The organism is Kribbella sp. DT2 (assembly GCF_049844575.1).
Taxonomy (GTDB): domain Bacteria; phylum Actinomycetota; class Actinomycetes; order Propionibacteriales; family Kribbellaceae; genus Kribbella.
In genome coordinates, this window is the sequence record NZ_JBNCLH010000005.1 from 503,195 (window position 1) to 529,318 (window position 26,124).

29 protein-coding genes are annotated in these 26,124 nt (G+C 70.3%); 22 read left to right on the top strand and 7 right to left on the bottom strand.

All coding sequences use genetic code 11. The features are described 5' to 3' along the window. Positions 1-46: 46 nt before the first annotated feature. Entirely contained in the window at positions 47-2,428 is a 2,382-nt protein-coding gene (locus tag ACLQ2O_RS23930; RefSeq protein WP_425835011.1) for a hypothetical protein, read from the top strand. A 343-nt stretch (positions 2,429-2,771) separates the two neighbouring features. Continuing rightward, entirely contained in the window at positions 2,772-3,959 is a 1,188-nt protein-coding gene (gene tuf, locus ACLQ2O_RS23935; RefSeq protein WP_425835013.1) for an elongation factor Tu, read from the top strand. Between the two features lie 30 nt (positions 3,960-3,989). Here tuf and ACLQ2O_RS23940 read toward each other — a convergent pair whose 3' ends face one another. Together ACLQ2O_RS23940 and ACLQ2O_RS23945 are read right to left on the bottom strand one after the other, a co-directional pair. After that, positions 3,990-4,256 carry a DUF4031 domain-containing protein gene (locus tag ACLQ2O_RS23940; RefSeq protein WP_425835015.1) on the bottom strand — a complete coding sequence of 89 codons (267 nt, stop codon included), beginning with the start codon at positions 4,254-4,256 and terminating at the stop codon, positions 3,990-3,992. Further along, entirely contained in the window at positions 4,253-4,966 is a 714-nt protein-coding gene (locus tag ACLQ2O_RS23945) for a copper homeostasis protein CutC (protein ID WP_425835017.1), read from the bottom strand. Before ACLQ2O_RS23945 ends, ACLQ2O_RS23940 begins: the two co-directional genes overlap by 4 nt. 212 nt (positions 4,967-5,178) lie before the next feature. On the opposite strand from ACLQ2O_RS23945, the gene ACLQ2O_RS23950 reads away from it, so the two are divergent. The 3 genes from ACLQ2O_RS23950 to ACLQ2O_RS23960 all read left to right on the top strand — a co-directional run bounded on the left by ACLQ2O_RS23950 (position 5,179) and on the right by ACLQ2O_RS23960 (position 6,924). Next, a complete protein-coding gene (locus ACLQ2O_RS23950; protein ID WP_425835019.1) occupies positions 5,179-6,219 on the top strand; it encodes a LacI family DNA-binding transcriptional regulator in 1,041 nt (346 codons plus the stop codon). Between the two features lie 78 nt (positions 6,220-6,297). Continuing rightward, positions 6,298-6,492: a hypothetical protein gene (locus ACLQ2O_RS23955; protein WP_425835021.1), complete on the top strand. Its 195-nt coding sequence runs from the start codon at positions 6,298-6,300 to the stop codon at positions 6,490-6,492. Between the two features lie 87 nt (positions 6,493-6,579). Next, positions 6,580-6,924: a hypothetical protein gene (locus ACLQ2O_RS23960; RefSeq protein ID WP_425835023.1), complete on the top strand. Its 345-nt coding sequence runs from the start codon at positions 6,580-6,582 to the stop codon at positions 6,922-6,924. A 7-nt stretch (positions 6,925-6,931) separates the two neighbouring features. Here the strand turns inward: ACLQ2O_RS23960 and ACLQ2O_RS23965 are convergent, their stop codons facing one another. After that, entirely contained in the window at positions 6,932-7,924 is a 993-nt protein-coding gene (locus tag ACLQ2O_RS23965; protein ID WP_425835025.1) for an aldo/keto reductase, read from the bottom strand. Positions 7,925-8,027: 103 nt separating this feature from the next. Here ACLQ2O_RS23965 and ACLQ2O_RS23970 point away from each other — a divergent pair, with 103 nt between their 5' ends. The 4 genes from ACLQ2O_RS23970 to ACLQ2O_RS23985 are packed head-to-tail and all read left to right on the top strand — an operon-like array spanning position 8,028 to position 10,916. Continuing rightward, positions 8,028-8,597 (top strand): TetR family transcriptional regulator, encoded by a 570-nt coding sequence (locus ACLQ2O_RS23970; protein WP_425835027.1) that lies wholly within the window; start codon positions 8,028-8,030, stop codon positions 8,595-8,597. Positions 8,598-8,656: 59 nt separating this feature from the next. After that, the gene (locus ACLQ2O_RS23975) at positions 8,657-9,010 is read left to right on the top strand and encodes a hypothetical protein (protein ID WP_425835029.1); all 354 of its coding nucleotides are present in this window, start codon (positions 8,657-8,659) and stop codon (positions 9,008-9,010) included. Further along, positions 9,007-9,402, top strand: coding sequence for a hypothetical protein (locus ACLQ2O_RS23980; RefSeq protein ID WP_425835031.1), 396 nt, complete (start codon positions 9,007-9,009; stop codon positions 9,400-9,402). Before ACLQ2O_RS23975 ends, ACLQ2O_RS23980 begins: the two co-directional genes overlap by 4 nt. Continuing rightward, entirely contained in the window at positions 9,399-10,916 is a 1,518-nt protein-coding gene (locus ACLQ2O_RS23985; RefSeq protein ID WP_425835033.1) for a multicopper oxidase family protein, read from the top strand. The genes ACLQ2O_RS23980 and ACLQ2O_RS23985 overlap by 4 nt, the downstream gene beginning before the upstream one ends. On the opposite strand, the gene ACLQ2O_RS23990 is transcribed toward ACLQ2O_RS23985, so the two are convergent. Genes ACLQ2O_RS23990 through ACLQ2O_RS24000 form a run of 3 tightly spaced genes read right to left on the bottom strand, consistent with a single transcriptional unit; the run spans position 10,903 to position 12,241 of the window. Then, positions 10,903-11,526, bottom strand: a complete 624-nt coding sequence (locus ACLQ2O_RS23990; RefSeq protein ID WP_425835035.1) for a DUF998 domain-containing protein — start codon at positions 11,524-11,526, stop codon at positions 10,903-10,905. The genes ACLQ2O_RS23985 and ACLQ2O_RS23990 overlap by 14 nt on opposite strands. After that, positions 11,526-12,017 carry a Clp protease N-terminal domain-containing protein gene (locus ACLQ2O_RS23995; protein ID WP_425835037.1) on the bottom strand — a complete coding sequence of 164 codons (492 nt, stop codon included), beginning with the start codon at positions 12,015-12,017 and terminating at the stop codon, positions 11,526-11,528. Before ACLQ2O_RS23995 ends, ACLQ2O_RS23990 begins: the two co-directional genes overlap by 1 nt. Beyond that, positions 12,017-12,241: a hypothetical protein gene (locus ACLQ2O_RS24000; protein WP_425835039.1), complete on the bottom strand. Its 225-nt coding sequence runs from the start codon at positions 12,239-12,241 to the stop codon at positions 12,017-12,019. Before ACLQ2O_RS24000 ends, ACLQ2O_RS23995 begins: the two co-directional genes overlap by 1 nt. 137 nt (positions 12,242-12,378) lie before the next feature. Between ACLQ2O_RS24000 and ACLQ2O_RS24005 the strand changes: the two genes are divergently transcribed. Genes ACLQ2O_RS24005 through ACLQ2O_RS24015 form a run of 3 tightly spaced genes read left to right on the top strand, consistent with a single transcriptional unit; the run spans position 12,379 to position 13,786 of the window. Continuing rightward, a complete protein-coding gene (locus tag ACLQ2O_RS24005) occupies positions 12,379-12,717 on the top strand; it encodes an ArsR/SmtB family transcription factor (protein WP_425835041.1) in 339 nt (112 codons plus the stop codon). Next, entirely contained in the window at positions 12,714-13,190 is a 477-nt protein-coding gene (locus ACLQ2O_RS24010) for an SRPBCC family protein (protein ID WP_425835043.1), read from the top strand. Before ACLQ2O_RS24005 ends, ACLQ2O_RS24010 begins: the two co-directional genes overlap by 4 nt. After that, positions 13,187-13,786, top strand: a complete 600-nt coding sequence (locus ACLQ2O_RS24015; RefSeq protein WP_425835045.1) for a dihydrofolate reductase family protein — start codon at positions 13,187-13,189, stop codon at positions 13,784-13,786. Before ACLQ2O_RS24010 ends, ACLQ2O_RS24015 begins: the two co-directional genes overlap by 4 nt. On the opposite strand, the gene ACLQ2O_RS24020 is transcribed toward ACLQ2O_RS24015, so the two are convergent. Beyond that, positions 13,783-14,475 (bottom strand): aminoacyl-tRNA hydrolase, encoded by a 693-nt coding sequence (locus ACLQ2O_RS24020; RefSeq protein WP_425835047.1) that lies wholly within the window; start codon positions 14,473-14,475, stop codon positions 13,783-13,785. The two genes, ACLQ2O_RS24015 and ACLQ2O_RS24020, sit on opposite strands and share 4 nt — an antisense overlap. A 50-nt stretch (positions 14,476-14,525) precedes the next feature. Here ACLQ2O_RS24020 and ACLQ2O_RS24025 point away from each other — a divergent pair, with 50 nt between their 5' ends. The 10 genes from ACLQ2O_RS24025 (at position 14,526) to ACLQ2O_RS24070 (ending at position 26,108) form a co-directional block, all read left to right on the top strand. Next, complete coding sequence (locus ACLQ2O_RS24025; protein WP_425835049.1) at positions 14,526-15,317, top strand: thymidylate synthase; 792 nt, start codon at positions 14,526-14,528, stop codon at positions 15,315-15,317. Continuing rightward, positions 15,314-15,787 (top strand): dihydrofolate reductase, encoded by a 474-nt coding sequence (locus ACLQ2O_RS24030; protein ID WP_425835051.1) that lies wholly within the window; start codon positions 15,314-15,316, stop codon positions 15,785-15,787. The genes ACLQ2O_RS24025 and ACLQ2O_RS24030 overlap by 4 nt, the downstream gene beginning before the upstream one ends. 139 nt (positions 15,788-15,926) lie before the next feature. Further along, a complete protein-coding gene (locus tag ACLQ2O_RS24035) occupies positions 15,927-17,207 on the top strand; it encodes a toxic anion resistance protein (protein ID WP_425835053.1) in 1,281 nt (426 codons plus the stop codon). Positions 17,208-17,237: 30 nt separating this feature from the next. Continuing rightward, complete coding sequence (locus ACLQ2O_RS24040; protein WP_425835055.1) at positions 17,238-17,843, top strand: hypothetical protein; 606 nt, start codon at positions 17,238-17,240, stop codon at positions 17,841-17,843. Next, entirely contained in the window at positions 17,840-19,261 is a 1,422-nt protein-coding gene (locus tag ACLQ2O_RS24045; RefSeq protein ID WP_425835057.1) for an AAA family ATPase, read from the top strand. The genes ACLQ2O_RS24040 and ACLQ2O_RS24045 overlap by 4 nt, the downstream gene beginning before the upstream one ends. Next, positions 19,258-20,586: a hypothetical protein gene (locus ACLQ2O_RS24050; RefSeq protein WP_425835059.1), complete on the top strand. Its 1,329-nt coding sequence runs from the start codon at positions 19,258-19,260 to the stop codon at positions 20,584-20,586. The genes ACLQ2O_RS24045 and ACLQ2O_RS24050 overlap by 4 nt, the downstream gene beginning before the upstream one ends. Then, positions 20,583-21,569 carry a glutamate ABC transporter substrate-binding protein gene (locus ACLQ2O_RS24055; RefSeq protein ID WP_425835061.1) on the top strand — a complete coding sequence of 329 codons (987 nt, stop codon included), beginning with the start codon at positions 20,583-20,585 and terminating at the stop codon, positions 21,567-21,569. Before ACLQ2O_RS24050 ends, ACLQ2O_RS24055 begins: the two co-directional genes overlap by 4 nt. Beyond that, positions 21,566-22,711 carry a hypothetical protein gene (locus ACLQ2O_RS24060; protein WP_425835063.1) on the top strand — a complete coding sequence of 382 codons (1,146 nt, stop codon included), beginning with the start codon at positions 21,566-21,568 and terminating at the stop codon, positions 22,709-22,711. The genes ACLQ2O_RS24055 and ACLQ2O_RS24060 overlap by 4 nt, the downstream gene beginning before the upstream one ends. Further along, positions 22,708-25,047, top strand: coding sequence for a tetratricopeptide repeat protein (locus ACLQ2O_RS24065; RefSeq protein WP_425835065.1), 2,340 nt, complete (start codon positions 22,708-22,710; stop codon positions 25,045-25,047). The genes ACLQ2O_RS24060 and ACLQ2O_RS24065 overlap by 4 nt, the downstream gene beginning before the upstream one ends. Continuing rightward, on the top strand, positions 25,044-26,108 hold the full coding sequence (locus ACLQ2O_RS24070; RefSeq protein WP_425835067.1) for a protein phosphatase 2C domain-containing protein: 1,065 nt from the start codon (positions 25,044-25,046) through the stop codon (positions 26,106-26,108). Before ACLQ2O_RS24065 ends, ACLQ2O_RS24070 begins: the two co-directional genes overlap by 4 nt. Positions 26,109-26,124 lie beyond the last annotated feature (16 nt).

A 26,124-nucleotide genomic window follows, 5' to 3' on the forward strand; every position in this document is an offset into this window, starting at 1 on the left:
CGGATCGGTCGGTCCGGGGTCCCGCGGAGTGTCAGACTCCATAACCATGGACCTGCGCGACCAGTGGAATCGCCTGCTGCCGCACGCGCAGCCGCTGGGCGAGGACTTGCTGGCCCGTTACGCAGAGTCGCATCGCCACTATCACGACCAGCGGCACCTGTCCGAGATGCTGACCACGATCGACGAGCTGGCCGCCGTGGCCGACGACGCCGACACAGTCCGGCTGGCCGCCTGGTTCCACGACGCGATCTACGACCCGCAGGCCGATCCCGGCGAGAACGAAGAGGTCTCGGCGCAGCTGGCCGAGCTCGAGCTGGCGGCGTACGGCGTGGAGGCGGACAAGGTCGCCGAGATCGGCCGGCTGATCCGGCTGACCGCCCGGCACGACTGCGAGCCCGACGACGCCAACGGCGCCGTGCTCTGCGACGCCGACCTGCGCATCCTCAGCCTGGCCGCCGACCGGTACGACGAGTACGCGGTCGGCGTCCGGGCCGAGTACGCGCACATCGCCGACCGGGACTTCGCCCGCGGCCGGATGACGTTCCTGCAGAACCTGGCCGAGACCCCGCTCTACGCGACCAGCCACGGGCGCGAGCACTGGGAGAAGGCCGCCCACGCGAACCTCGACCGCGAGCTGACCCGTTGGGCGCCCAAGGCGGCCCGGCCGATCTCCGGTCTGATCCCGATGGTCTACCTGGGCGCGGCGCTCGGGGTGGTGATCGCCGCCTCGGTCCTGCTGGGCCGTGGCCTCGGCGCCGCCGCCCACTGGCCGGTCGCCCCCGACGAGTCCACCGGCTTCCCGGTCTGGGCACCGATCGCCGGTACGGCGGTCGCGGCCGGACTGGCCTGCGCCTGGTTCCGGCGGGCCCGGCCGAAGCTGATCACCATCCCGGCGATCGTGTTCTGCGCGATCGGAGTGATCGCCATCGGGATCTGCTGGTGGCGCTGGCCGGCCGCGTCCCCCGGTGCCGCGATGAGCGAGCGCTGGCCGTACCTGATGCTCGCCTCGGTCGCCCTGCTGATCGCCGGAGCCCTGCTGGCTCTCGCCCGGCGCCTGCGACTGGCTCCGCCGTACGCCGTGTCACCGCCCCGAGCACTGGGCCTGGGCGTAACCGTCGTCTGCGCCGCCGTGCTCGCGTGGATCATGGTGTCCGCCGGTGAGCCCTTCGTGCAGGCCCGGCTCGAAACGGCGAACACGGTGAGCACCACCGCGACCATGCCGGCCGGCGTACTGCCGGTGCAGCTGGACGGCGAGCTCGCCTGGAGCCGGGAGGTCCCCGCCACCGGTGCGATTGCCGGAACCGTCGGCGGGGTCGCCGAGCTCCGCCCGGACGGGGTGGTGATGTCCGACGCAACCACTGGCCAGATCCGCTGGCGCTACTCCCGGGCCGACGTCGTCGACGCCGCCTCCAACGGCTCCCGCGGCCTCCTGGTCTCCAGCGACGGCCGGACGATCGCCGCCCACCTCCCGTACGGCAGCAACCGCGCACCGAGCGGAATCGACCTGCCGACGTACGCCGTACTGGATGCTGACACCGGTGACGTCCTCACCGAGGTGCACACCGACGGCACCGCGCTGGCGGTCGACAGGGACCAGCTGCTCGTCGCCGAGGACAAGTACGTCGTGGCGCACGGCGTGAGCAGCCCGACCCACTGGCGGGCCAGGCTGCAGTGCGCGGTGACGCAGGGCGTGCTGCTGGCCGACCAGGCCGTCGTGGTCGACGCCTGCGGCGGCAACGGCGCCGAGGTCCGCGGCCTCGACCTGAAGAACGGCGACCAGAAGTGGGACGTCGACCTGGGCATCCAGTTCGAGCTGAGCGCCGAGCTGGACCCGTCCACCTGGATCGGCGACCTGGTCGCCGTGCCGGACACCCGTGAGGTCTCCGGCCTGGTCTGGACGAGCGACGCCGGTGGGACGCTGCACCAGTGGTCCGTCGACGTCGGCGAGGGCCGGATGCTGTGGACCACGCCAGTCCCCGGTACGCCGAGGCCGCGGCTCGGCACGGCCTCCTGTGACGCCCAGCTCGCCGCGACCCACACCACGATCGTCCTGGTGACCTGCAGGACCAGCACCGAGCCCGGTGAGCCGCAGACGTACGACGTGTCGGCGGCGAGCCCAGCGGACGGTACGCCGCAGTGGCACCACCTGCTGGAGGTCCCACCGAGGCTGCAGCACCCGTCATTCCCCCGCGACGGCTTCGGACTGCTGCCCGACGGCCGCGTGGTCACGCTGATGCCGCAGGAGAACGGCGTCTGCTCCCCCGTCATGGTCGGCACCACCGGCGTCCAGCCCCGCCCGATCATCGCCAGCCCCGACGCCGCCAAGGCCGCCGACCGCGACAAGGTCACCTGCGACAAACCCGCCGTCGCGGTGGCCGGTGGCCGGCCGATCTTCAGCGACGGCGTCCGCCTCTTCGCGATGAACTGAGGGCCGCGGCCGCGCGGTGCGTACGGCGTACGAGGCCCTGGGAATTCCTTTGCCCCCGGCACGGTTGATCACTACCGTGATGACCATGTTCCGCGCGGATTCTGCTGCGTACCTGTCGGCCTTGTGCCTGACGGGCGCTGCCGCGTGGACTCTGGCGTCAGCGGATTCAGATCTGTTCACCGGCGCGCGAAGCCGACCCTCCTCCTGCTGAAGCAGGACCCGCGGAGGAGGGTGGCACGGCAACCGGCCCCCTCCCTCGCAGCTCTCGTTGCTGTGCGGTGAAGTCGTGGCCGGGGGTCCTGGCTCTCGTCGAATCTTCTGACCAGCAAGGGGAAACACCATCATGGCCAAGAGCCAGTTCGTGCGGACCAAGCCGCACCTGAACATCGGAACCATGGGGCACGTCGACCATGGCAAGACCACGCTGACCGCCGCGATCACCAAGGTGCTCGCCGAGCGCGACCCGAGCCTGAACTCGTTCGTCGCCTTCGACGGGATCGACCGGGCGCCCGAGGAGGTCCAGCGCGGGATCACCATCAACATCTCGCACGTCGAGTACGAGACCGCCACCCGGCACTACGCGCACGTGGACATGCCGGGCCACGCCGACTACGTGAAGAACATGATCACCGGTGCCGCCCAGGTGGACGCCGCGATCCTGGTCGTGTCGGCGCAGGACGGCGCCATGCCGCAGACCCGTGAGCACGTGCTGCTCGCGCAACGCGTCGGGGTTCCGTACCTGGTGGTCGCGCTGAACAAGGCGGACGCCGTCGACGACCCCGAGCTGCTCGACCTGGTCGAGCTGGAGGTCCGGGAGCTGCTGTCGGAGTACGGCTTCCCGGGCGACGAGGTGCCGGTGGTACGCGTCTCCGGGCTGCGTGCTCTCGAGGGCGACCCGCAGTGGTCGGCTTCCGTGAGCGAGTTGCTGGACGCCGTCGACAGCTACGTGCCGACGCCGGACCGTGAGCTCGGCGAGCCGTTCCTGATGCCGATCGAGAACGTGCTCACCATCAGCGGTCGTGGCACCGTCGTCACCGGCGCCGTCGAACGCGGCGCGCTGAAGATCGGCGAGGCCGTCGAGGTGGTCGGGCTCGGTCCGACGGTCGTCAGTACGGCGATCGGCATGGAGACGTTCGGCAAGTCGCTGGAGTCCGCGGAGGCGGGCGACAACGCGGCGATCCTGCTGCGTGGCGTGAAGCGCGACGAGGTCCGTCGCGGTCAGGTCGTCGCGTGGCCGGGCAGTGTGACGCCGCACCGGAAGTTCCGGGCGACGCTGCACGCGCTGTCGACCGCCGAGGGTGGCCGGCACAGCCCGTTCGGCGCGGAGTACCGGCCGCAGTTCTACATCCGGACCACCGACGTGGACGGTGGCATCGACCTGGGCGAGATCGCCCTGGTGATGCCCGGTGACACGATCGAGCTGGGTGTCGAGCTGGCCAAGCCGGTCGCGCTGAACGTCGGCCTCGGCTTCGCCGTCCGCGAGGGCGGCCACACCGTCGCCGCCGGTACGGTGACCGAACTGCTCGATTGAAGAGCGGGCAGTGAACAGGGTGCCCCGGGGCTAGTTGCCCGGGGCACCTTTTCTGTGTCTGAGGCCGGACTCGATCAGCCGTCGTACCAGCACGCGGCTCTCGACCGGCGTCGCGCCGGCGGCGACCATGTCGTCGTACAGGTCGGACGGGACGTCGTAGTGGTCGCGGTCGAAGCCGCGGGCGGGGATGCCGACCTTGCGGGCGAACGCGTGCAGCTCGTCGTACGACTCGTCGCTGACCAGGTGCGACCAGACGCGGTCCCAGCCCGGCCAGACCGGTGGGTCGATCAGGATCACGCGGTCGTCTCCTTGGCGTCCTGGGCGTCCAGCAGGTTGCGCCAGGCCTTGACGAAGCGCGAGTTCACGTAGGCCTTGGTCCACGAGCCGTCCTGGCGCACCGACGACCCGACGTGGAACCTGCGGACGCCGGCCTGGTAGAGCCACGGCACATGCTCGGGCTGCAGCGAGCCGCCCGCCATCATCACGCTCGCCACCGACGGATCCGCCTTGGCCATCGCGGTCAGGTCGTCCAGCCCGTGCCGTACGCCGAGCGAGGAGCCGGCCGTCAGCACCGTGTCGAGCCCCGGCAACGTGCGCAGCGCCCGCCAGGCCGGCCGCTGCTCCAGCACGTTGTCGATCGCGCGATGGAACGTCCACGGCGTACCGGCGAACGTGGAGACCAGCGCGGCCGTCGCCTCGGCGTCGACCTCGTTGTCCGGCGTCAGGAACCCCAGCACGAACCCGTCCGCTCCGGCGCCCAGGTACGACTGTGCCATCGCGGTGAGCTTGTTCAGCTCCGCCCCGTTCACCGCGAACGAGTCGGTCAGCCGCAGCATCACCCGCAACGGCAGGTCGGTCACCCGGCGAATCGCGCTGACCGTCGACACCGACGGGCTCAGCCCGTCCGCCTCCATCGCCGCGCACAGCTCCAGCCGGTCCGCCCCACCCTCCTGAGCCGCCTCCGCATCCGCCGGATGCAGCGCTATCACCTCGAGCAACGACCCCATGGGGACCATCATCGCGTACCGGAGGACAGGACGTGTCCGCCCGTCCCTCCACCACCTCCGCGTGGCTCCGCGCCGATCGGCCCCAGATCGGTCGACACCTCCTGTCGTTCGGTCCCCAACCCCCGGCCGGCTAGCCCGTTGCGCTCCCTCAGGATCTTCTGTATCGTTTTTCTAGAACGATTTAGAAAATCGATGCAGAAGGGTGTGGAGAGATGTCGCCGGGAGTGACGCTGAAGACCGTGGCGCAGGCTGTCGGGGTGTCGCCGTCGACCGTCTCCAACGCCTACAACAAGCCGGACCAACTGTCGGCCGCGCTGCGGGAGCGAATCCTCGGCACCGCGCAGGAGCTGGGGTACGCCGGGCCGGACGCTTCGGCGCGGGCGCTGCGGAGCGGGAAGGCGGGGGCGGTCGGGGTGCTGTTCACCGACAAGCTCGCCTACGCGTTCTCCGATCCGTACGCCGTGGGCTTCCTGGCCGGCCTGGCCGAGGTCGCCGAGGAGTTCACGACCAGCCTGCTGCTGATGCCGCTCAGCTCGTCCGACATCCAGGGCGGGACGAACGCCGTCCAGCAGGCGGCGATCGACGCGGCCGCGATCTTCTGCGTCGCCGGCGGGCACCCGGCGCTCGACATCCTGCGGCAGCGCGGCATCGCGATGGTGTCGACCGACCGGGGTGACCACCCGGACCTGTCCTGGGTCGCGATCGACGAGATCGAGGCTGCCGCCAAGCTCGGCAAGCACCTGGCCCGGCTCGGGCACCGCGACATCGCCGTACTGGTCGACAACTCCGAGGCCGCCGGGGCCCAGGCAGTCGAGATGACGCTGGACGAGGTCGGGTACACCGACTGCGAGCTGCGGATCCGCGGCCTGCAGAAGGAGATGCCGGACGCGCGGATCCGGCTGGTCTCCGGTGGGCACAACGCGTTCAGCTCCGGTGTGCTCGGGGCCGAGTGGGTGCTCGACTCGCACGAACGGCCGACCGCGATCGTCGGGCTGAGCGACGTACTGGCGCTCGGTGCGATGGAGGCGATGAAGGCGCGCGGGCTGGTTCCCGGACGGGACCTGACCGTGGCCGGCTTCGACGACATCCCGCAGGCCGAGGCCGCCGGGCTGACGACGATCCGTCAGCCGATCAAGGACAAGGGCCGGACCGTCGGGCGCGTGCTGCTCGACCCGGCCGTGCAAGAGCGGCAGATCCTGCTGCCGACCGAACTGGTCGTGCGCGCCAGCAGCGGGCCCGCTCCGCGGAACTGAACCTCACCACCACCGAACCACCGACGGCCGACCGGCCGCCGGACAGTCCCCCACGCTCTTTCTCGAAGGGAGCACACCATGTTCATCGCCGGAAACACCGCCGTGGAGAACGCACGGTCGCTGTCCCAGTCCGCCCTCCCCGACGCTCCCCAGCAGCCCCACGAGCCGCGCCGAGGCCTGAACCTCCGAGCCCGCACGGTCGCCGTACTCCGCACCGCGGCAGCCCACGAGCTCCGCCTCGCCAACCGCCTCGACCCCCACTGCGCCAACTGAGCACAGAAGGACCGACGACCATCCGTCGCCGGTCCTTCTGTCTTCTCGTCTTCGGTTTGTCGGTGACGTCTGGCACCCTGAAGGGCGATGAGTGAGCCGAGGATCCTGCTGACCGCTCGCGCGCTGGTGCTTCACGACCTGGCCGCGCGGGGATTCGACGACGCCGCGATGGTGTCCGCGCTCGAGGACGCCGTCGCCGAGCGCCAGTGGTGGCTCGACCAGTGGCCGGACGGCGCCGAGCACATCGCCGGCCTGGTCGCCCAGGACGTGCAGGACCGGCTCACCGACTCCGGCGTCCGCTGGCCGCGTTGCACCGCCTGCGACGACCTCAACGACCACGAGCTGCGGATCGAGCCCGAGCTGGGCCCCGACCCGCACTGGGTCTGCGAACGCGCGGGCATCTCGGTCTCCCGCCTGGGTCAACTCACCTAGGAATGCTTCACTTGGTCCACGCCGGCATGTGCTTGGCCAGGTACCGGCTCCCGTACGACCCGTGCGGCAGGATCTCCCCGATCCGATCCAGGTCCGCGGCCGTCAGCTCGACCGCCGCAGCCTTGGCGTTCTCCTCGACCCGCGCGACCTTCCGCGTCCCCGGGATCGGCACGATGTCGTCGCCCTGGGCCAGCAACCACGCCAGCGCCAGCTGCGTCACCGTGATCCCCTTCCCTTCCGCGAACGCCCGAAGCTCCCCCACCGCGGCGACGTTCGCCTCGTAGTTCTTGCCCTGCCAGCGATCGTCGAAGCGCCGCATGTCGTCCTCCGGGTACTCCTCAGCAGGCCGTACGTCGCCCGTCAGGAACCCGCGCCCCAGCGGCGAGTACGGCACGAACCCGATCCCCAGCTCCCGTACGACGGGCAGCACGCTGTCCTCGACCTCCCGCTCGAACAGCGAGTACTCGGTCTGCAGCACCGACACCGGCTGCACCGCGTGCGCCCGGCGGATCGTCTCCGGCCCGGCCTCGCTCATCCCGAAGTACTTGACCTTGCCGGCCTGGATCAGCTCGCCCACGACCCCGGCGACCTCCTCGATCGGCACGGCCGGGTCGGGGCGGTGCTGGTAGAGGACGTCCAGGTAGTCGGTGCCGAGGTACCGCAGGCTGTTCTCCGCGACCCGCCGGATGTTGTCGGGCCGGCTGTTCAGCACCTCGCCGTCCCACTGGTTCTTGGTCATGTCGAAGCCGAACTTGGTGGCCAGCACCACCTCGTCGCGGAAACCTTTCACGCCTTCGCCGAGCAACTGCTCGTTGCTGCCGGTCCCGTTGCCGTACAGCTCGGCGGTGTCGAAGAACGTGATGCCGAGCTCGTACGCCCGGCGGATGGTCGCCAGACCGCCCTCGGGGTTGGCCTCGCCGTACGCCATCGTCATGCCCATCGTGCCGAGGCCGAGCGCCGAGACGGTCAGGCCCTGACGGCCGAGTGTGCGCTGCTGCATGTGCTTAGCTCCTCGCTCAGAAACAAACCAGTTGGTTTCTCGACACTAAGGCGCCCGTCGACCAAAAGCAAACGAACCAGTTTGTTTTTGCTAGGATCGGCCCATGGGAGACGGACAGGCCACCAGGCAGCGCATCCTCGAGGCCGCCGCCGCGGAGTTCGCGCAGCACGGCATCGCCGGCGCGCGGGTCGACCGGATCGCGGCCAGCGCCAAGGCGAACAAGGCGCAGCTCTACGCCTACTACGGCAACAAGGACGCCTTGTTCGACGTGATCCTGGCCGAGCACGTCGGCTCGAACCTCGACCAGGTCCCGCTGACCGCCGACGACCTTCCCGGGTACGCCGTCCGCCTGTACGACGCCTACGTCGAGCACCCCGAACTGGTCCGTCTCGCCACCTGGGCGCGGCTCGAGCGCACGCCGACGGGCGACCTGTTCGCCGCGTGGGCCGGGCACGACAAGGGCAAGCTGGCCGCGATCGAGAAGTCCCAGCGCGAGGGCCACATCGTCCCCGACCTGGCGCCGCTCGACGTGCACTCCCTGCTCATCTCGCTGTCGCACACCTGGGCCGCGGCCAGCCTCACCCACGCGGTCGGGCCGGACGACCCCGAAGACCTGCACGAACGCCGCCGCGCAGCCCTGGCTTCGACGGTCCGGAGGGCACTGACCACCTAGGGTCGATCCAGGGTTGTACCTGGTGCCGCTACATGTAGACACGCTACTACTGTGGCGGCATGAAGCTTCTCCGTGCCGTCGCCGTGCTGCACGCGGCCGCTGTCTGCGCGCAGCCGCTGCTCGCCGGCCTCTACCTGAACGGCGACAGCGGCGCCATCCCCATCCACGAGCTGGTCGGCCTGACCGCTGCCGCGCTCTGCCTCGTCCAGCTCGTCCTGACCTTGCTCATCACCCGCCTGGCTCGGCTGGTCCTCCTCGCCGCGGCAGTGCTCGCCGGTGAGGTCCTGATGATCCACGCCGGCTACGGGCGGGACCTGGCCCTCCACATCCCGCTGGGCATGGCCTTGGTCGCCGGCAGCGTCGCACTCGCCGCCTGGGCCGTCCGCTACCGCCGTACGGCGGTGGCCGCGTGAAGCGGGAGGCGCAGCCCGGCGGCCCACGGGTCACGTTGTGGATCCTCCGGATCACCCTGCTGCTGCACGCCGTACTGGTGATCGCTCAGCCGATCCTGGCCGGCTACTTCCTGTCGGGCGAGGCCGACGCGATCGACATCCACGGGCCGATCGGGTCGACGCTCTTCATGTTCGCGGCGCTGCAGTTCGTCGCCGCCGTCCTCTACTGGCGCCCGGGGCGCGGGCGGCTCTGGCCCGCGCTCGTCACGATCGGCCTGTTCCTCGCCGAGATCACCCAGATGGTCTTCGGCTACCTGCAGAACTTCGCCGTCCACGTGCCGCTCGGTACGGCGATCGTCGTCACCGTCGTCCTGATGACGGTCTGGTCCTTCCGTCAGGAGGTCGTCCGATGAAGCTGTCCCGCCGCGGGTTCCTGGGAGTCGCAGGTGCCGCCACCCTGGCCGGCTGCGGCCTCGACCCGTCACCTGGCCAGACCGCCGAGCTGCTCACCAGCGCCGTACCGCTGCCGGAGGCCTTCCAGGTCCCGCTGCCGATCCCACCGGTGAAGCGGCCGATCCGCAGCGACGCCAAGGCCGACTACTACCGCGTCGTACAGCGCAAGGCGCTGCTGGAGATCCTGCCTGGACTCCGGACCGAGGTGCTCGGGTACGACGGCCTCCTGCCGGGCCCGACCTTCGACGTACGGAGTGGGCGGACCAGTGTGGTCGAGCAGGTCAACCAGCTCGACGTACCGACCGTCGTGCACTTGCACGGCGGGCACACCCCGGCCAGCAGCGACGGCTGGCCGCTGGACCTGCTGATGCCCAACGGCAACCACCACGACCACGCCGGGCACCACGGCATGGCAGGTGGCGACGTGAAGACGGGCAGCCGGAGCTACACGTTCCCGAACACGCAGCGGGCCGCCACGCTCTGGTACCACGACCACCGGATGGACTACACCGCTCCGCAGGTCTACCGCGGGCTGTTCGGCCTGCACCTGATCCGCGACGCCGAGGAGGACGCACTCTCCTTGCCTGCAGGCGATCGCGAGGTCCCGCTGGTGCTGGCGGACCGGTCGTTCACCGAGGACGGGTCGTTCCGCTACCCCGCGCTGAAGGACGGGCCGGGAGTGGAGGCGCGGTACATGGAGGGGGTGATCGGCGACGTCCAGCTGGTCAACGGTGCCCCCTGGCCGGTGCTGGAGGTGGATGCGGCGCGCTACCGGTTCCGGATCCTCAACGCGGCCAACGCGCGTCGGTACGAGCTGGAGCTGGACGGGCCGGGCAGGTTCGTCCAGATCGGCAGCGACGGCGGTCTGCTCGGTACGCCGGTCGAGCACGAGACGCTGGTGGTCGCACCGGCCGAGCGGTTCGACGTGGTGGTGGACTTCTCGTCGTACGCCGTCGGCACGCGGATCACCTTGCGCAACAAGCTCGGGACGGGACGCGCAGCCGAGGTGATGCGGTTTGTCGTTGCTCGTAAGGCGATTGACGACAGCAACGTACCGGCCAAGCTCTCGTCGTACGCCGCAGCGCCCGAGCTCTCTGGGCTGGTCCGCCGCAAGTGGCGCTTCAGCCGCGGCACGACCGGCGACCACCGGGGCTGGACGATCAACGGCAAGGCCTTCGACCCCGAGGTGATGCAGGCAACGGTGAAGCTCGGCCAGTACGAGATCTGGTCGTTCGTCACCGACGTGCACCACCCCGTCCACGTCCACCTGGCCCCGTTCCAGGTCCTCCGCCGCGGCGGAGGTGCGCCCGGCCCGTACGACGCCGGCTGGAAGGACACCGTCGACGTACGACCCGCGGAAGTGGTCGACGTCCTGGTCCGCTTCACCGCCCACCAGGGCAAGTACCTGATCCACTGCCACAACCTGGAGCACGAGGACATGGCCATGATGGCGGCGTTCGCTACGGTCGGCTGATCACTCGGTACGCGAGTGCGGCCGTCCACGCGAAGCCGATCGCGACGGCGAGTCGCTGGAACAGGCCCGCGACGTCGACCAGCGAGCCCTGCGAGAAACCGCTGCCGGCCAGCCCGAAGCAGACCACGAAGACTGTTGCACTGAGCAACGAATAGACCAGCCAGCGCTTGCCTCGGCCGCGGGACAGCACCAGCTGCGCCGCGGCCAGGGCGAGGAAGCCGGGAAGCGAGAAGCCGTCGTGCAGGGCGCCGCTGGTCGTGTACTCGGGGAGCACGGGCGGCGTCCCGATCGGGTACCCGCTGACCGGATCGGTGACGAAGAGCCCGGCGCCGATCAAACCGGTTCCCCAGACCCCGATCAGGATCGCTCCGACCCGGCCGGCGCCCGCGCGCCACAGGCCGACGGCGAAGGCGATCGTGAGGGTGCCGCCGACCAGGAAGTTGGCGGTCTGCACCCAGCCGAAGGAGCCGAGCGCGAGCGAGCTGACCGGGTGCCGGAGTACGTCGTACCCCTCTCCCCTGGTCCAGCCCTCGATCAGGAAGGCCACCACGAACAACGGCCCGGCGATCAGTCCGCAGGTCAGCCAGCGGTCGGTCCAGGATCTGGCCATTACCGTTCGCCGCGGTTGGCTGAGGCGACGACCTCGGCGCGCAGCGGGGCGCGGTCGACGGACAGCAGGTCCAGGACGCGGGAAACCCTGCCCAGCTTGGTGTCCAGTACGCCGACCAGCAGGTGGGCCGCCGTGATGCGGCCGCCACTCAGTTCGCCGGACGCGTCCATCGAGCGCTTCAGGAGCTTGACCGTGGACTCTCCGATGCGCGGCTTGCGACCCGGCTCCGGTGTTGCCGAGGGCAACTGTCCGACGTCGATCCTGACGCCGGCCACGGCCAGGCTCTGCTCCCACTCACGGTCCAGGGCCTCCCGTACGGCGGTCCGCGTGAGCCCGGCGGCGGCGAGCAGCCGGGCGGTCGCCGTACCGTCCAACCCGATCAACGCGAGCAGCACGTGCTCGGGCTCGATCGTCGGCGACCCTTCCCGCTGCGCCTCCTCGCGCGCACCGCGGACCAGGACCGCTCGGACGTCTTTGGCTGCGGTGTTCATCAGCGCCTCCTCAGGGCGACACCCGCGGCGATCAGCCGCTTGGCGTGTTTCTTGTGCACGGCCTGCCGGGTGACCCCCAGCACCTCGGCCACGTCGGACCAGCTCCAGCCGGTCCGCATCGCCTGCTCCACCTGGCTGTCCTCCAGCCGGTCCGCCAGCCGCCGCAACGCGACCACTGCCGCGAGCCCGGCGCCGGGATCGGCCGGATCCACCAACTCCTCCATCACGCACCTCCACTGAGCAACTTAGGTTGACAACCTGAATCTGTCAACCAAAGTTGCTGAAGGTCCCCCTTGACCCATCGGAGATCCCGGTTCTATATTCAACACATCGGTTGATCAAAGAATTGGTTGATAAAGAGATGACGTTCGACGAAGCAACACTCGACCGGGCCTTCCTGGCCCTGGCCGACCCGGTCCGGCGGTCCCTGATCGCCCGGCTGTCCCGCGGTCCGGCGACGGTGAACGAGCTCGCCGAGCCGTTCCCGATCACGCTCCAGGCGGTCTCCCGGCACATCTCCGTGCTCGAGGCGGCCGGGCTGATCACCCGGACCCGCGACGGCCAGCGCCGGCCGTGCCACCTCGCGCCGAGCGCCCTCGAGCAGCTGACCGGCTGGATCGACCAGTACCGCCTGACCACCGAGCGCCGGTTCCGCCGGATCGACGCCGTCCTCGAAACCGTGAAGGAGCAGGACCAGTGAGCGACACGATCATCAACGCCCCCGCGAACACCCCGTTCATCGAGGTGCTCCGTGACTTCGACGCCACCCCGGCACAGCTGTTCAAGGTCTCCACGGACCCGGACCTGGTCGCCCAGTGGCTCGGCCCGAACCACCTGGAGATGGAGGTCGTCGAGTACGACGTCCGCCCGGGCGGCCGCTACCGCTACATCCACCGCGACGCCTCCGGCGACTACGCGTTCCACGGCGTCTTCCACACCATCGAGCCCGGCGCGATGGTGATCCAGACCTTCGAGTACGAGGGGTTCCCGGGCGAGGTCAGCCTGGAGAAGGCCACCTACACCGCGACCGAGAACGGCGTCCGGCTGCGGACCTGGTCGGTGTTCCCGTCCATCGAGGCCCGCGACGGCATCGTCGCCAGCGGCATGGAGCGCGGCCTCAACGACGCGATGGAGAAGCTGACCGCCCTCGTCGCCAAGGAGACCGGCCGATGAGCCAGGTCCTGGTCGACATCTCCGTCTCGCTCGACGGGTACGTCACCGGGCCGAACGCCGGCCCGGGCAACGGCCTCGGCGACGACGGCGAGGCGCTGCACCACTGGGTCTTCGACGGCAACGACGACGACCGGGAGGTGCTCGACCGGAGCTTCGCCGAGACCGGCGCGGTGGTCCAGGGACGCCGGCTGTTCGACGTGATCGACGCGCCCGACGGCTGGAGCGAGGAGATGGGGTACGGCGCGAAGCCCACCGGTGAGGTGAACCCGCCGGTCTTCGTCGTCACCCACAAGGCGCCGGAGACGCCTCGCCTGGGCGACCGCTTCACCTTCGTCACCGACCTGACCGACGCGATCGCCCAGGCCCGTGAGGCAGCAGGCGACAAGGACGCGGTTGTGATGGGCGGCGGCGAGATCTGCCACGCGGTCCTGGCCGCCGGGCTGGCCGACGCACTGCGGTTGCACGTGGCACCCGTCGTACTGGGTGGTGGAACCAGGTTGTACCCGGTGGGCGAGGGCCCGCGCCTCGACCTGGACCTGACCAGCGCGATCTCGACGCCGCAGGCACAGCACCTCACATACGCCGTACGTCGCTAACGCAGCGCGGGGTGATCGGCGATGACAGTCCGGCTGCCCGGCTCGACCTCGGTGAAGCCTGCGTCCTGTACGACGGGAAGGCCGCTGCTCAACAGCTGCTTCCACTGGTCCTTCGACGCCGTCCGCACTGCTAGGCGGAAGTCGTCATCGGCCCAGGCCTGCCGGGCCGCGTCCGAGAGGGCCCACCAGGTGAGGTGGGCGGCGTGGCCTACCTGGGCCATGGTCTTGCCGGTGGACATCTCGAGGGTCGGGTTGACCCAGAGGACCGGAGCGCCTGGCGTGACAGGCGGCAGGTCATCGTCTTCAAGGTCAGTGCCAGTGACCTGCAGCTTTGCCAGGTCCTTCGGCACCTCGTCCAGCGGAACGGGCGGAAAGACCCGGACCTCCGCAGGGGGCGGGCGTTCTCCGGCGGGAGCGGGAGGAGCAGAGCTGACCGTGATCCCCGGGAGGGCCTCCGCTCGGTGCCACTCGATGCCGCGCGCCCGGCGGACGACCTTGCGGATGCGGGCGTCCTGCCAGGCGTACATCGCCTCGGCCCACTCCCCCTCGCCGGTCGAGCGCTCGTCGGCCAGGATCGCCAGTACGGCGCGCGCCGCGGTCTCCAGCGCGTCGGTCTGCACCGGCCGGTCGTTCTTCTCCACGTGCAGCACCAGCGTCAGCACGTACTCCACATCACCCTCGCCACTCACCCGCGCGAGTCTGCCAGGGCCCCTCCTGAGGCCAGTTGTAAGGTCGCACCATGCGGCAGTATCTGGAGCTCCTCGACCACGTTCTCACCCACGGAGCCGAGAAGGGCGACCGCACCGGCACCGGCACGCTGAGCGTGTTCGGGCACCAGGCCCGGTACGACCTGAGCGCCGGGTTCCCCGCGGTGACGACCAAGAAGCTGCACCTGAAGTCCGTGGTCGGCGAGCTGATCTGGTTCCTCAGCGGCTCCACCAACGTGAAGTGGATGCAGGAGAACGGCATCTCGATCTGGGACGAGTGGGCCGACGAGAACGGCGAGCTCGGCCCGGTCTACGGCTACCAGTGGCGTTCCTGGCCGACCCCGGACGGCCGGCACGTCGACCAGATCAGCGGCGTGATCGAGGCGATCAAGAAGAACCCGGACTCCCGCCGCCACCTGGTCAGCGCCTGGAACGTGTCCGAGCTGGAGAACATGGCGCTGCCGCCGTGCCACACGATGTTCCAGTTCTACGTGGCCGAGGGCAAGCTGTCCTGCCAGCTGTACCAGCGCTCGGCCGACATCTTCCTCGGCGTCCCGTTCAACATCGCGTCGTACGCGCTGCTGACGCACATGGTCGCGCAGCAGACCGGGCTCGAGGTCGGTGACTTCGTGCACACGCTCGGCGACGCCCACCTGTACCTGAACCACCTCGACCAGGCCAAGCTGCAGCTCACCCGTGAGCCCCGCCCGCTGCCGACGCTCGAGTTGGCCCAGCGCGGCTCGATCGACGACTACGAGATCGCGGACGTCGTCCTGACCGGCTACGACCCGCACCCGGGCATCAAGGCACCGATCGCCGTATGAGTGTCGTCCTGATCGCGGCCGTCGGCCGCAACGGCGTGATCGGCCGTGACAACGACCTGCCGTGGCGGATCCGCGAGGACCTGCTGCACTTCAAGCAACTCACGCTCGGTCACACGCTGGTGATGGGCCGCAAGACCTACGACTCGATCGGCCGCCCGCTTCCCGGCCGTCGTACGGTCGTCATCACCCGGCAGGCCGATTGGAAGGCCGAAGGCGTCGACGTCGTCCACACCCTGGACGACGCCCTGCAACCCATCGGGAAGCTTGCCGACGGCAACGATATCTTCGTGGCCGGCGGCGGCGAGATCTACCGGCTCGCCCTCCCGTTCGCCGACCGCCTGGAGCTCACCGAGGTCGACCAGTCCCCCGAGGGCGACGTCACCTTCCCGAAGATCGACCCCACCGCCTGGACCGAGACGGCCCGGGACCCCCGCGATGGCTTCACGTTCGTCAGCTACCTGCGGTCCTGACGCAGTCCTTGTCCTGACAACGAGTGGGCAACAAGACCCCACGGCGGACCGGGAACCGCGTAGATTGTGTGCGCGTCACGGAGTGTGTGACTGGGGACGCGGGCGCGGGCCCGTGGCCGGCCACCGGAGGGGAACGACGATGACCGAAGCCGACAACACCGCGGGGACACCGGGAGCAGGGGCGGGAGCGGGGGCCGCGCAGGCCCAGCCGGCCGTGTCGCCGCTGCAGCCGCCGACCGCGACCGCGCCGGGACTGATACTCACCGCACCCGCACCGACACAGCCGGTCGCCGCGACGGCGGCGCCGAGCATGGCGCCGGCGGTCGACCCGGCCGCGCTGCCGGGGCTGGACTCGAAGGTCGACACCTACCTGACCTCGCTGATGACCGCCGCGCCCCGCTCGCCGGAGTTCGCGACCAAGGCCGCAGACGTCCGCAGCATGGGTGACGGCGACATCCGGCACGCCGCCGAGAGCTCGAACCGGCTGCTGCAGTCGCCGGTCAAGGCGCTGACCAGCGGCGGCCTGGCCGAGGGCTCGACGGTCGGCAAGACGCTGCTCGAGCTGCGCCGTACGGTCGAGAACCTGGACCCGAAGGAAGCCACCGGGCCGAAGAAGCTGCTCGGGATGATCCCGTTCGGCGACAAGATCGAGGACTACTTCCGCAAGTACCAGAGCGCGCAGAGCCACCTCGAGGGCATCCTGCACTCGCTGCGCAACGGCCAGGACGAGCTCGGCAAGGACAACGCCGCGCTGAACCTGGAGAAGCAGCAGCTCTGGGACGCGATGGGCCGGCTGAACCAGTATGTGTACGTCGCCGAGCGCCTGGACGCACGGCTGTCGGCGACGATCGCCGAGCTGGAGGCGACCGACCCGGACAAGGCCCGGGCGCTGCGCGAGGACGTGCTGTTCTACGTCCGCCAGAAGCACCAGGACCTGCTCGTCCAGCTGGCCGTGTCGATCCAGAACTACCTGGCCATCGACATCGTGATCAAGAACAACATCGAGCTGATCAAGGGCGTCGACCGCGCGTCGACCACGACCGTCTCGGCGCTGCGTACGGCGGTCATCGTGGCGCAGGCCCTGGGCAACCAGAAGCTCGTGCTGGACCAGATCACCGCGCTGAACACCACCACCAGCGGGATGATCGAGCGCACCTCGCAGATGCTGCGGGACAACTCGGTCGCGATCCAGCAGCAGGCCGCGTCGGCGACGATCGGGCTGCCGCAGCTGCAGGCGGCGTTCGCGAACATCTACGCCACGATGGACGCGATCGACACCTTCAAGGTGGAGGCGCTGGACAACATGGCCGCCACCATCGGCACGCTGGAGAACGAGGTGACCAAGTCCCGCGGCTACCTGGACCGGGTCGCCCAGCAGGACCAGCGGGTGGTCCAGGGCAGCCTCGACCTCGGTCGCTGAGCCGATCGCGAACGGGGGGAATGGGACTGCATGGCATTGGGTGACTTCTTCGCGCGGCTGACCGGCCGCAAGGCGGAGCCCGAGCCTGCCCCGGCCCCTCGCGCGCCGACCACCGACGACCTGCTCGCAGCGCTGGTCCGGGTCGAGCAGCTGGTCGCGGACGGCGCCGTACCGGCCGTGGTCGCGTCGCGGGTCAACCGGGTGGTGCGGATCGTGCGGGAGACCATCCCGCGGCTCGGCAACCTCGGCGGCAGCATGCAGGCGTACTCGGTGATGGCCACGGCGACGGACTACCTGCCGGAGGCCATCGGCGGCTACCTACGGCTCCCCCGGCAGTGGGCCGACAGCCGTCCGGTGGACCGGGGCAAGACGTCGCTGATGCTGCTGATCGACCAGCTGGACCTCCTGGGGTCCACGATGGACAAGGTCTTCGACGCGGTGAACCGGGCCGACGCGGCCGCACTGGTCGCGCACGGCAGGTTCCTGCAGGAGAAGTTCGGTACCGGGTCGACCGGTGGCAGTCTCGCCCTGGGCGAGACGCAGTCCACCCAGGCGCCGGACCTGCCGCCGGGGGCACCACCACCGCAGTCGGGGTCCGGACCATTGCAACCACCGCCAGGACGAGGAGGGGCATGAGCAGCGTGGGGGGTACTTCGCTGAAGGACGCACTGTCCGCACTGCTGACGGTTGCCGCGCGGGCGGGCGTCTCCGAGGACTCTGCTCGAGCAGAGGCACTCTCACTCGCCGCCGCTCTGGCCGAGTCGGCTCCAGGCGCTCCGGCTGGCTGGGCCGCGGTGACGCCGGGTGCGACCACGCAGGACTTCTTCGACGCCGCGGTCCGTGGCAGGAGATGGCGTGGCTCGCCCACTGCTGTCCTGAGTGAGCTGGTCGCGCAGAACTCGCCGGAGAAGATCCCGTACGCCGAAGCGCTCGCCGAGGTGGCTTCGGCAGCCTGCTCGCTCGGTGAGCCGACCATGCGGGTCATCGGCAACGCGTCAGTGGCCGCAGCCGCTCAGCTGCAGGCGGCAGGCGCACGACCTCTTCAAGTCAGTAGCACTCCCCCAGCACCTGTCACTCCTGAGAAGGCTGAAGAAGTAGTAGTTGCAGCAGAGCCCGAGCGGTCGGTCGAAGAGCTGCTGGCCGAGCTGGACGAGCTGACCGGCCTGGAGAAGGTCAAGCGGGAGGTGCACCGGCAGGTCGCCGTACTGCGGGTGGAGAAGCTGCGGACCGACGCCGGGCTGAAGAGCCCGACGATCACCCGGCACCTGGTGTTCGTGGGCAACCCGGGCACCGGCAAGACCACCGTGGCTCGGCTGGTCAGCGGGATCTACAAGGCGCTGGGCCTGCTCTCGAAGGGCCAGCTGATCGAGGTCGACCGCTCCGAGCTGGTCGCCGGGTACCTGGGTCAGACAGCGACCAAGACCGCCGAGGTGGTCGCGTCGGCGGCCGGTGGCGTGCTGTTCATCGACGAGGCGTACAGCCTGACGTCAGGTGACCAGGGCACCGACCAGTACGGGCGGGAGGCGGTCGACACCCTGGTGAAGGAGATGGAGGACCGCCGCGACGACCTGGTCGTCATCGTCGCCGGGTACCCCGAGCCGATGGAGACGTTCATCGCCGCGAACCCCGGGCTGGCCAGCCGGTTCCGGACCACGATCGGCTTCGAGGACTACACCGACGCCGAGCTCACCGAGATCCTCTCCGGCCTGGCCGAGGGTGCCGACTACGAGCTGACCCCGGAGGCGCTGGAGCACTTCCAGGTGGTCCTGGCGTCGGCACCGCGGAACCGCTCGTTCGGCAACGGCCGGTTCGCCCGCAACACGCTGGAGGCCGCGATCGGGCGGCACGCCTGGCGGCTGCGCGACGTGACGGCACCCAGCACCGACCAGCTGCGTCAGATCCTCGCCGAGGACCTCACCGACGAGGACCTGCACCCACCGGCCGTCTCCAGTGACGAGGTCGGAGCCGAGCTGACCCGTCCGGCCGAGCCCGATCCTCAGCCAGGCGGGACGACCGAGAACGCCGCGCTGCCCGAGCAAGGAGAACAGGCGTGACCCAGACAGTCAGTGCGCCCCCGGCGACCCGGTTGCCGTCGGCCGCGCCCGCCGTCCCGACCGGCACGCAGCCACAGCAGCCACCGCACCGATCGCCCCAGGGCGTCGTCAACGTCTTCTTCCACGGTACGCCGGGCCGCCTGCGCGCCCTGCTCATCGCGTCCGCCGTGATCGCCGTGCTGTTCGGCGCGGCCGCCGCCCAGGGGTTCCGCCAGTCCGACGGCGCCCTGCAGCGGGCCGAGGCCAACACCGCCCAGCTGGTCCGGGTCCAGGCGATCCACACCAACCTGGTCGCGGCCAACGCCGACGCCACCAACGCGTTCCTGGTCGGTGGCCTGGAACCGCCGGCCCAGCGCCAGCACTTCGTCGACTCGCTCGCGACGGCCTCCAAGCTGATCGCCGAGGCCGCCACCGCGCAGCCTGCCGACCAGACCGTGCTCGGCCAGCTCAACACGACGCTGCTCACCTACAACGGCCAGATCGAGCAGGCCAGGACCAACAACCGTCAGGGCCTGCCGATCGGCTCGCAGTACCTGAAGGACGCCAACGCGACCCTGCAGAACGACTCGCTCCCCTTGCTCAACGCGCTGGTCTCGGCCAACGAGGGCCGCGTCGACACCGAGTTCGACGGCGTCGGCGGCGGCAACGTCTGGCTGATCGTCGGTGGGCTCATCAGCCTCGCCGTACTGGTGCTGACGATGGTGTGGCTGGCCAGGCGCACCCACCGGTACCTGAACGTCCCGATCGCGGCCGGCGCCGTCCTGGTGCTGCTGACGATGGTGGTCGGCGGTGCCGGTCTGGCCGGTGCGAGCAGCTCGGCGAAGGACACCTTCGACGGCGAGTACTCCGACGCGCGGGTGCTGGCGACGGCGCGGATCGCGGCGTACGACGCGAAGTCGAACGAGAGCCTGACGCTGATCGCCCGCGGTTCCGGTGCGGACTTCGAGAAGGCGTGGAAGGCGGCGGCCGACCGGGTGGACCAGCAGCTCGCCACGATCGGGACGGGCGCCGGGAACGCGCCCAGCGCGTGGGAGGAGTACAAGGTCGCGCACCTCGCGATCCGCAAGGCCGACGACGGCGGCAACTGGGACGCCGCCGTGGACCAGGCGATCGGCACCGGGCCGAAGACGGCCACCGCGCCGTTCACGAACTTCGACAAGTCCTCGACCGCGAAGCTCGCGGAGGCCAGCGACGCGGCGCAGGCGCAGCTCGCCGACGCGCGCGGCTCGCTGCCGCCGATCGGGTGGCTCGGCCTGCCGATCGGGATCCTGGCCGCACTGCTCGCTGCCTGGGGACTGTCCCAGCGACTGGGGGAGTACCGATGAAGAAGCAGCTGATCGCCGCCGGCACCGCGCTGAGCCTGCTCGCCCTGGCCGCGTGCGGCTCGGGCGACTACGCGGCCACCGAGATCCCGCCGAAGCCGGCGGCACCGACCAGTACGGCGCCACCGCCGGCCGGGCCGACCTGCACGAACAACCTGCGCGACGAGCTGCGCTCCTACGCACCGACCGGTGCGCTGCCGCCGCCCGGCCAGATGCTCGCCGGTTCGAAGATGGCCGAGATCGAGAGCCGCGGGCGGCTCCGGGCCGGGATCTCCGCGGACAGCCTGAACCTGGGCTCGCGCAACCCGATCTCCGGCGCGATCGAGGGCTTCGACATCGACATGGTCCGCGAGGTCGCCCGGGCGATCTTCGGCGACCCGAACAAGGTCGAGCTGGTGGTGATCTCCAGCCCGCAGCGCATCCCGGTGCTGCAGAACAAGAACTCCGACATCGACATCGTCGCCCGGAACATGACGATCAACTGCGCGCGCTGGCAGCAGATCGCGTTCTCGGCCGAGTACTACCGGTCGGGCCAGAAGACGCTGGTGCAGCGCGACTCGCCCGCCAAGAGCCTGGCCGACCTGCGCGGCAAGACGGTCTGCGCACCGGCCGGGTCGACCAGCCTGGACAACCTCAACAAGTACAAGGACCGCGGCGTCAAAGCGATCACCGCCGACACCGACACCGGGTGCCTGGTGCTGTTCCAGCAGGGCAAGGCGGACGGGATCACCGGTGACGACACCGTGCTGGCCGGCGAGGCCGCGCAGGACCCGTACGCGCGGATCATCCAGGACGAGCGGATCAGCGACGAGCCGTACGGCCTGGGCATGGCCAAGGACGACGTCGTCTTCGCCAGGTTCGTCAACGGGGTGCTCGCGGAGATGAAGGCGAGCGGGCGCTGGAAGGCGTCGTACGACAAGTGGCTCGCCCCGACGCTCGGGGCGGCGCCGACGCCGCCGGTGGCCCTGTACGGCAGGACCCCGTGACCGTTCGTACGCCGACCGCGGTCGCGCCGGCACCACCGGGCAGGATCGGCAGCAGCATCCCGGCGACGGAGCTGCTCGCGTTCCTCGACGCGCTCGGGACCTGGCGCGACCGGCGCAGCGCCGAGCTCGACGAGCTGGACCAGGCCGCCCTGAACGCCGAGGACGCCGACGCGCTGAGCGCCGACGTCGTGCTCAGCATGGCGGTCTGGAAGGCGGTGTCGGACCGGTACGAGCTGATCCTGCTGACCTGGGACTCCGGGCGGGTCGGCGCGACCGAGACCGAGCGGATCTCGACGCTGATCTGGGGCGGGCTGGACACCACCGCGGGTGGCGCGGCCGGCGGGTCGCTGGCGGTTTCGTTGCCTGAGGCATGCACTTTGTCGGACGCGCTAGCGGCGACGCTGCGGGCCAAGCTCGCGTTGGAGCCCGGGGACGCCGACCTGGCGGCACGGCTGCGGCAGCTGCGGGCGCAGGTCGAGCGGATCAGCGACCTGGTCACGCGGGAGCCCGCGGTGGGCCGGAACGACGCGATCGCCAAGCACCACGACCTGGACCGACGGGTCACCGACGTGACCGAGCGGTCCAAGCGGGGCGCCGACGTGGGTGGGCTGATCGGGCCGCTGGAGATCGACGCGGCGCTGGTCGAGCGGGACCTCATCGTCGGGTCGGCGACGCGGCGGGAGCGGGCTGCTGACGTGGCTCGGGCCCGGACGCTGCGGACCGAGCTGGAGGCGCAGGGCAAGGCTGTGCGGGCTCTGGCCGACCAGTGCGTCGCGGCGGTCACGCCTGCGCCGCGGCTCGGCGTGCCGGATGTGACTGCGCTTGGGGCGGTGCCGAACACGCCTGCCGAGCTGGAGAAGTACCTGACCCGGCTGGACGCCGTACGGCGTGCGCTGGGTCAGGCGCAGTCGGCGTACAGCACCGCGCTGGCGCGGCGGGACGAGCTGGCCGCGCGGCTGGACGCGTACCAGGTGAAGGCGGGCAGTGTCGCCCGCACAGCTGGTGCGACAGAGGACCTGGCCGAGCTGTACCGACGCGGTCGTGAGGTGCTGAAGGCGGAGCCGGTCGACCTGGCCCGCCTGGCAGCGCTCGTGGCGGCGTACCAGACCTACCTGGACAACAGTGTCGGAGGAACGACATGACCTGCACCCAGCCCGGCTGCACCGGCACCATCGTCGACGGGTACTGCGACGTCTGCGGCTCTCCTGCGGCAGCAGCGACAACTCCAAGTGAAGGTACTGCTGGGCTGGGCGCTCCGGCCGCCGCAGGTGCGTGTAAAGAACCAGGTTGCTCAGGAACAGTTGTCGACGGCTACTGCGATGTGTGCGGCACACCTGCCAACTCAACTGAAGCACCTGAACCGATCAGCTCTCCTTCTACTGTCTCCAGAGCCTCCAACCGGTTGGCCTCCACTCCCCTGGGCTCGGCTCGGGCTCAGGCGGCCGGCTCCAAGCTGACGCGGCGGCTCGGGACCTCTTCCACCCGTCTGCGCGGCGCCCGGCTCGGCGCCGGGCTGACCAGCGTCCCCTCGATCCCCCCGATCGATGCCGGCAAGGCGATCCTGCAGAACCCGATGGTCCCCGAGGACCGCCGCAACTGCCCGAACTGCGGCAACGCGGTCGGCCGTTCCCGCGGTGACCAGCCGGGCCGCACCGAGGGCTTCTGCCCGAAGTGCCGCAGCCCGTTCTCGTTCTCGCCGAAGCTGCAGCCCGGCGACCTGGTCGGCGGGCAGTACAAGGTCGCGGGCTGTCTCGCGCACGGCGGTTTCGGCTGGATCTACATGGCCCAGGACCAGAACGTGTCCAACCGCTGGGTCGTGCTCAAGGGCCTGCTGAACTCCGAGGACCCCGATGCCGTCGCCGCGGCGATCGCCGAGCAGCAGTTCCTGGCCCGGGTCGAGCACCCGCTGATCGTCGAGATCTACAACTTCGTCACCCACGACGGCGCCGGCTACATCGTGATGGAGTACGTCGGCGGCACCTCGCTGAAGACCCTGCTCAAGCAACGCATGCAGGCCAACCACGGCCGGTACGACGCCCTGCCGGTCGACCAGGCGATCGCCTACCTGCTGGAGATCCTGCCCGCGTTCTCCTACCTGCACGACCTCGGCCTGGTCTACTGCGACTTCAAGCCGGACAACATCATCCAGGTCGGCGACGCGGTGAAGCTGATCGACCTCGGCGGTGTCCGGCAGATCGACGACATGGACTCCGCGATCTACGGCACCGTCGGCTATCAGGCCCCGGAGGTTCCCGAGGTCGGCACGTCGATCGCGTCCGACATCTACACGCTCGGCCGCACACTGACCGTGCTGGCGATGGAGTTCCGCGGCTACCAGTCGACGTACCTCTCCTCGCTGCCGCCGGTCGCCGACATCCCGCTGTTCCAGGAGTTCGACTCCTTCTACCGCCTGCTGCTCAAGGCGTGCGCGAAGGACCCGGCCGACCGGTTCGTCTCGGCCGACGAGCTCCGCGTGCAGCTGCTCGGCGTACTGCGGGAGGTCGTCGCGGCCAAGCAGCCGTACGGCGCCGCGCAGCACTCCACGTCGTCCCTGCTCTTCGGCAGCCCGGGTGACCGGTCCGCCGGGCTCGGTGAGGCGGCGCTGCCGTGGCAGCGACTCCCCTCGATGCTGCCCGACGAGAGCGACAAGATGGCCGGCTGGCTGAAGACGGTCAGCGTGCCGGACCCGGCCCAGCGGCTCGAGGTGGTGGCCAACGCACCGGAGACGACTCCGCAGGTGCTGCTGGAGATCGCCCAGTCGGCGTTGGACGCCGGCCAGTACGACATGGTCGACACGGCAGTCGCCGACCTGCTCAGGGAGGACCCGTGGGAGTGGCGCGCGGTCTGGATGGCCGGACTGGTCGCCCTGGCCCGCAACGACATCCCTGCCGCGCAATCCGCGTTCAACGCGGTCTACGGCCAGGTACCGGGTGAGCTGGCGCCGAAGCTGGCCCTCGCGGTGTCCTGCCAGCTCAGCGGTGAGTACGACGTCGCCGAGGGGCTCTTCCTGACCTGCGCCCGGACGGACGCCAACTACATCGCTCCGTCGGCCTTCGGGCTGGCGACGATCCGGTCGGAGCGGGGCGACCTGGACGGAGCGGTCGCGGCGCTCGACCTGGTCCCGCCGAGCAGCGGTGCGTACATCCGGGCCCGCCGGATGCGAGCCGGTCTGCTGGCAGGATCGGGACGTGGACTGGGTGCACTGGCCGAGGCCATGGGAAGTATCGACGACCTGACGATCGACCCGGTGGACCGGGCGAACCTGTCGGCGAACGTGTTCCGGACGGCGCTGAACGTCGTACTGACCAACGGGCCCGACCCGCAGGTGGTGATCTCCAAGCGTGCCGCCACCGAGTCGGACCTGCGCGACGGCCTCGAGTCGGCCTACCGTGAGCTGGCCGGCCACGCGCACAGCCGGGAGGAACGGATCGCCCTGGTCGACCTGGCCAACGAGGTTCGAGGATGGACGCTGCGATGACGAGTACGACCCGGACGGTCTGCCCCAGCTGTGGCGAACCGGTGTCCGACGCCGACCTGTACTGCGAGAGCTGCGGCGCCGAGCTGCAGCCCGGCGCGGCACCGAGCACGCCGGCGCTGGACACCGACACCGAGCCGACGATCGAGCTGCACACCGGTGCGCCCGCCGAGACGTTCACGCCTGGTCCGTGCCGCTCCTGCGGTGGCACGGTCGGTGCCGACGGCTACTGCGAGACCTGCGGCACGAAAGCCAGCAAGCCGCGCGACCACTTCAGCGAGCAGCCCGCACCGTGGGTCGCCGCCGTCTGCGACCGGGGCATCCGGCACAGCCGCAACGAGGACGCCGTAGCGATCGCCGCCGACCCGGAGCCGGGCAGCAGGGCTCTCCTGGTCGTCTGCGACGGGGTGAGCTCGTCGCTCGACTCGGACGTGGCCAGCCTGGCTGCTGCGCGCGCAGCACGCGACGTACTGGTTGCCGGTCATGCGCAGGGCATGGGCACCGAGTCGTCGCGCGAGGCGGCGGTCGTTGCCCGGCTCAACGCGGCAGCTGATGCCGCGAGCGACGCCGTACTGGAGAACACGAGTCCTGACAGCCCGAACCCGGCGTCCTGCACGTTCGTCGCGGCAGTGCTCGAGGCGGATCTGCTGGTGGCCGGTGTGGTCGGCGACAGCCGGGCGTACTGGTTCCCGGACAACGCCGAGGCCGTCGGGCTCACCGTGGACGACTCCTGGGCCGCCGAGCTGATCGCCACCGGCGTACCGCGGCACGAGGCCGAGACCGGTCCACAGGCGCACGCGATCACCCGCTGGCTGGGCAAGGACGCCCCTGACCACACGCCGCGGACCACCACGCTCCGGGTGGACGGACCGGGCTGGCTCCTGGTCTGCTCGGACGGGCTGTGGAACTACTGCTCCGAGGCGGCACCGCTGGCGGACCTGGTCCGTCAGACCGCTGCGGCCAACGGTGGCGAACCGCTGGCCACCTCGTCCGCACTGGTCGACTGGGCGAACGCCCAGGGCGGCCAGGACAACATCACCGTCGCGCTCGCGCGCCTCCCCTGACCTGCCGGACCGAAAG

Coding starts and splice junctions, on each gene's coding strand:
- ACLQ2O_RS23930 (WP_425835011.1), top strand. CDS start 47: ATGGACCTGCGCGACCAGTGGAATCGCCTGCTGCCGCACGCGCAGCCG.
- tuf (WP_425835013.1), top strand. CDS start 2,772: ATGGCCAAGAGCCAGTTCGTGCGGACCAAGCCGCACCTGAACATCGGA.
- ACLQ2O_RS23945 (WP_425835017.1), bottom strand. CDS start 4,966: ATGGGGTCGTTGCTCGAGGTGATAGCGCTGCATCCGGCGGATGCGGAG.
- ACLQ2O_RS23950 (WP_425835019.1), top strand. CDS start 5,179: ATGTCGCCGGGAGTGACGCTGAAGACCGTGGCGCAGGCTGTCGGGGTG.
- ACLQ2O_RS23955 (WP_425835021.1), top strand. CDS start 6,298: ATGTTCATCGCCGGAAACACCGCCGTGGAGAACGCACGGTCGCTGTCC.
- ACLQ2O_RS23960 (WP_425835023.1), top strand. CDS start 6,580: ATGAGTGAGCCGAGGATCCTGCTGACCGCTCGCGCGCTGGTGCTTCAC.
- ACLQ2O_RS23965 (WP_425835025.1), bottom strand. CDS start 7,924: ATGCAGCAGCGCACACTCGGCCGTCAGGGCCTGACCGTCTCGGCGCTC.
- ACLQ2O_RS23970 (WP_425835027.1), top strand. CDS start 8,028: ATGGGAGACGGACAGGCCACCAGGCAGCGCATCCTCGAGGCCGCCGCC.
- ACLQ2O_RS23975 (WP_425835029.1), top strand. CDS start 8,657: ATGAAGCTTCTCCGTGCCGTCGCCGTGCTGCACGCGGCCGCTGTCTGC.
- ACLQ2O_RS23985 (WP_425835033.1), top strand. CDS start 9,399: ATGAAGCTGTCCCGCCGCGGGTTCCTGGGAGTCGCAGGTGCCGCCACC.
- ACLQ2O_RS23990 (WP_425835035.1), bottom strand. CDS start 11,526: ATGGCCAGATCCTGGACCGACCGCTGGCTGACCTGCGGACTGATCGCC.
- ACLQ2O_RS23995 (WP_425835037.1), bottom strand. CDS start 12,017: ATGAACACCGCAGCCAAAGACGTCCGAGCGGTCCTGGTCCGCGGTGCG.
- ACLQ2O_RS24000 (WP_425835039.1), bottom strand. CDS start 12,241: ATGGAGGAGTTGGTGGATCCGGCCGATCCCGGCGCCGGGCTCGCGGCA.
- ACLQ2O_RS24005 (WP_425835041.1), top strand. CDS start 12,379: ATGACGTTCGACGAAGCAACACTCGACCGGGCCTTCCTGGCCCTGGCC.
- ACLQ2O_RS24015 (WP_425835045.1), top strand. CDS start 13,187: ATGAGCCAGGTCCTGGTCGACATCTCCGTCTCGCTCGACGGGTACGTC.
- ACLQ2O_RS24025 (WP_425835049.1), top strand. CDS start 14,526: ATGCGGCAGTATCTGGAGCTCCTCGACCACGTTCTCACCCACGGAGCC.
- ACLQ2O_RS24030 (WP_425835051.1), top strand. CDS start 15,314: ATGAGTGTCGTCCTGATCGCGGCCGTCGGCCGCAACGGCGTGATCGGC.
- ACLQ2O_RS24035 (WP_425835053.1), top strand. CDS start 15,927: ATGACCGAAGCCGACAACACCGCGGGGACACCGGGAGCAGGGGCGGGA.
- ACLQ2O_RS24040 (WP_425835055.1), top strand. CDS start 17,238: ATGGCATTGGGTGACTTCTTCGCGCGGCTGACCGGCCGCAAGGCGGAG.
- ACLQ2O_RS24045 (WP_425835057.1), top strand. CDS start 17,840: ATGAGCAGCGTGGGGGGTACTTCGCTGAAGGACGCACTGTCCGCACTG.
- ACLQ2O_RS24055 (WP_425835061.1), top strand. CDS start 20,583: ATGAAGAAGCAGCTGATCGCCGCCGGCACCGCGCTGAGCCTGCTCGCC.
- ACLQ2O_RS24065 (WP_425835065.1), top strand. CDS start 22,708: ATGACCTGCACCCAGCCCGGCTGCACCGGCACCATCGTCGACGGGTAC.
- ACLQ2O_RS24070 (WP_425835067.1), top strand. CDS start 25,044: ATGACGAGTACGACCCGGACGGTCTGCCCCAGCTGTGGCGAACCGGTG.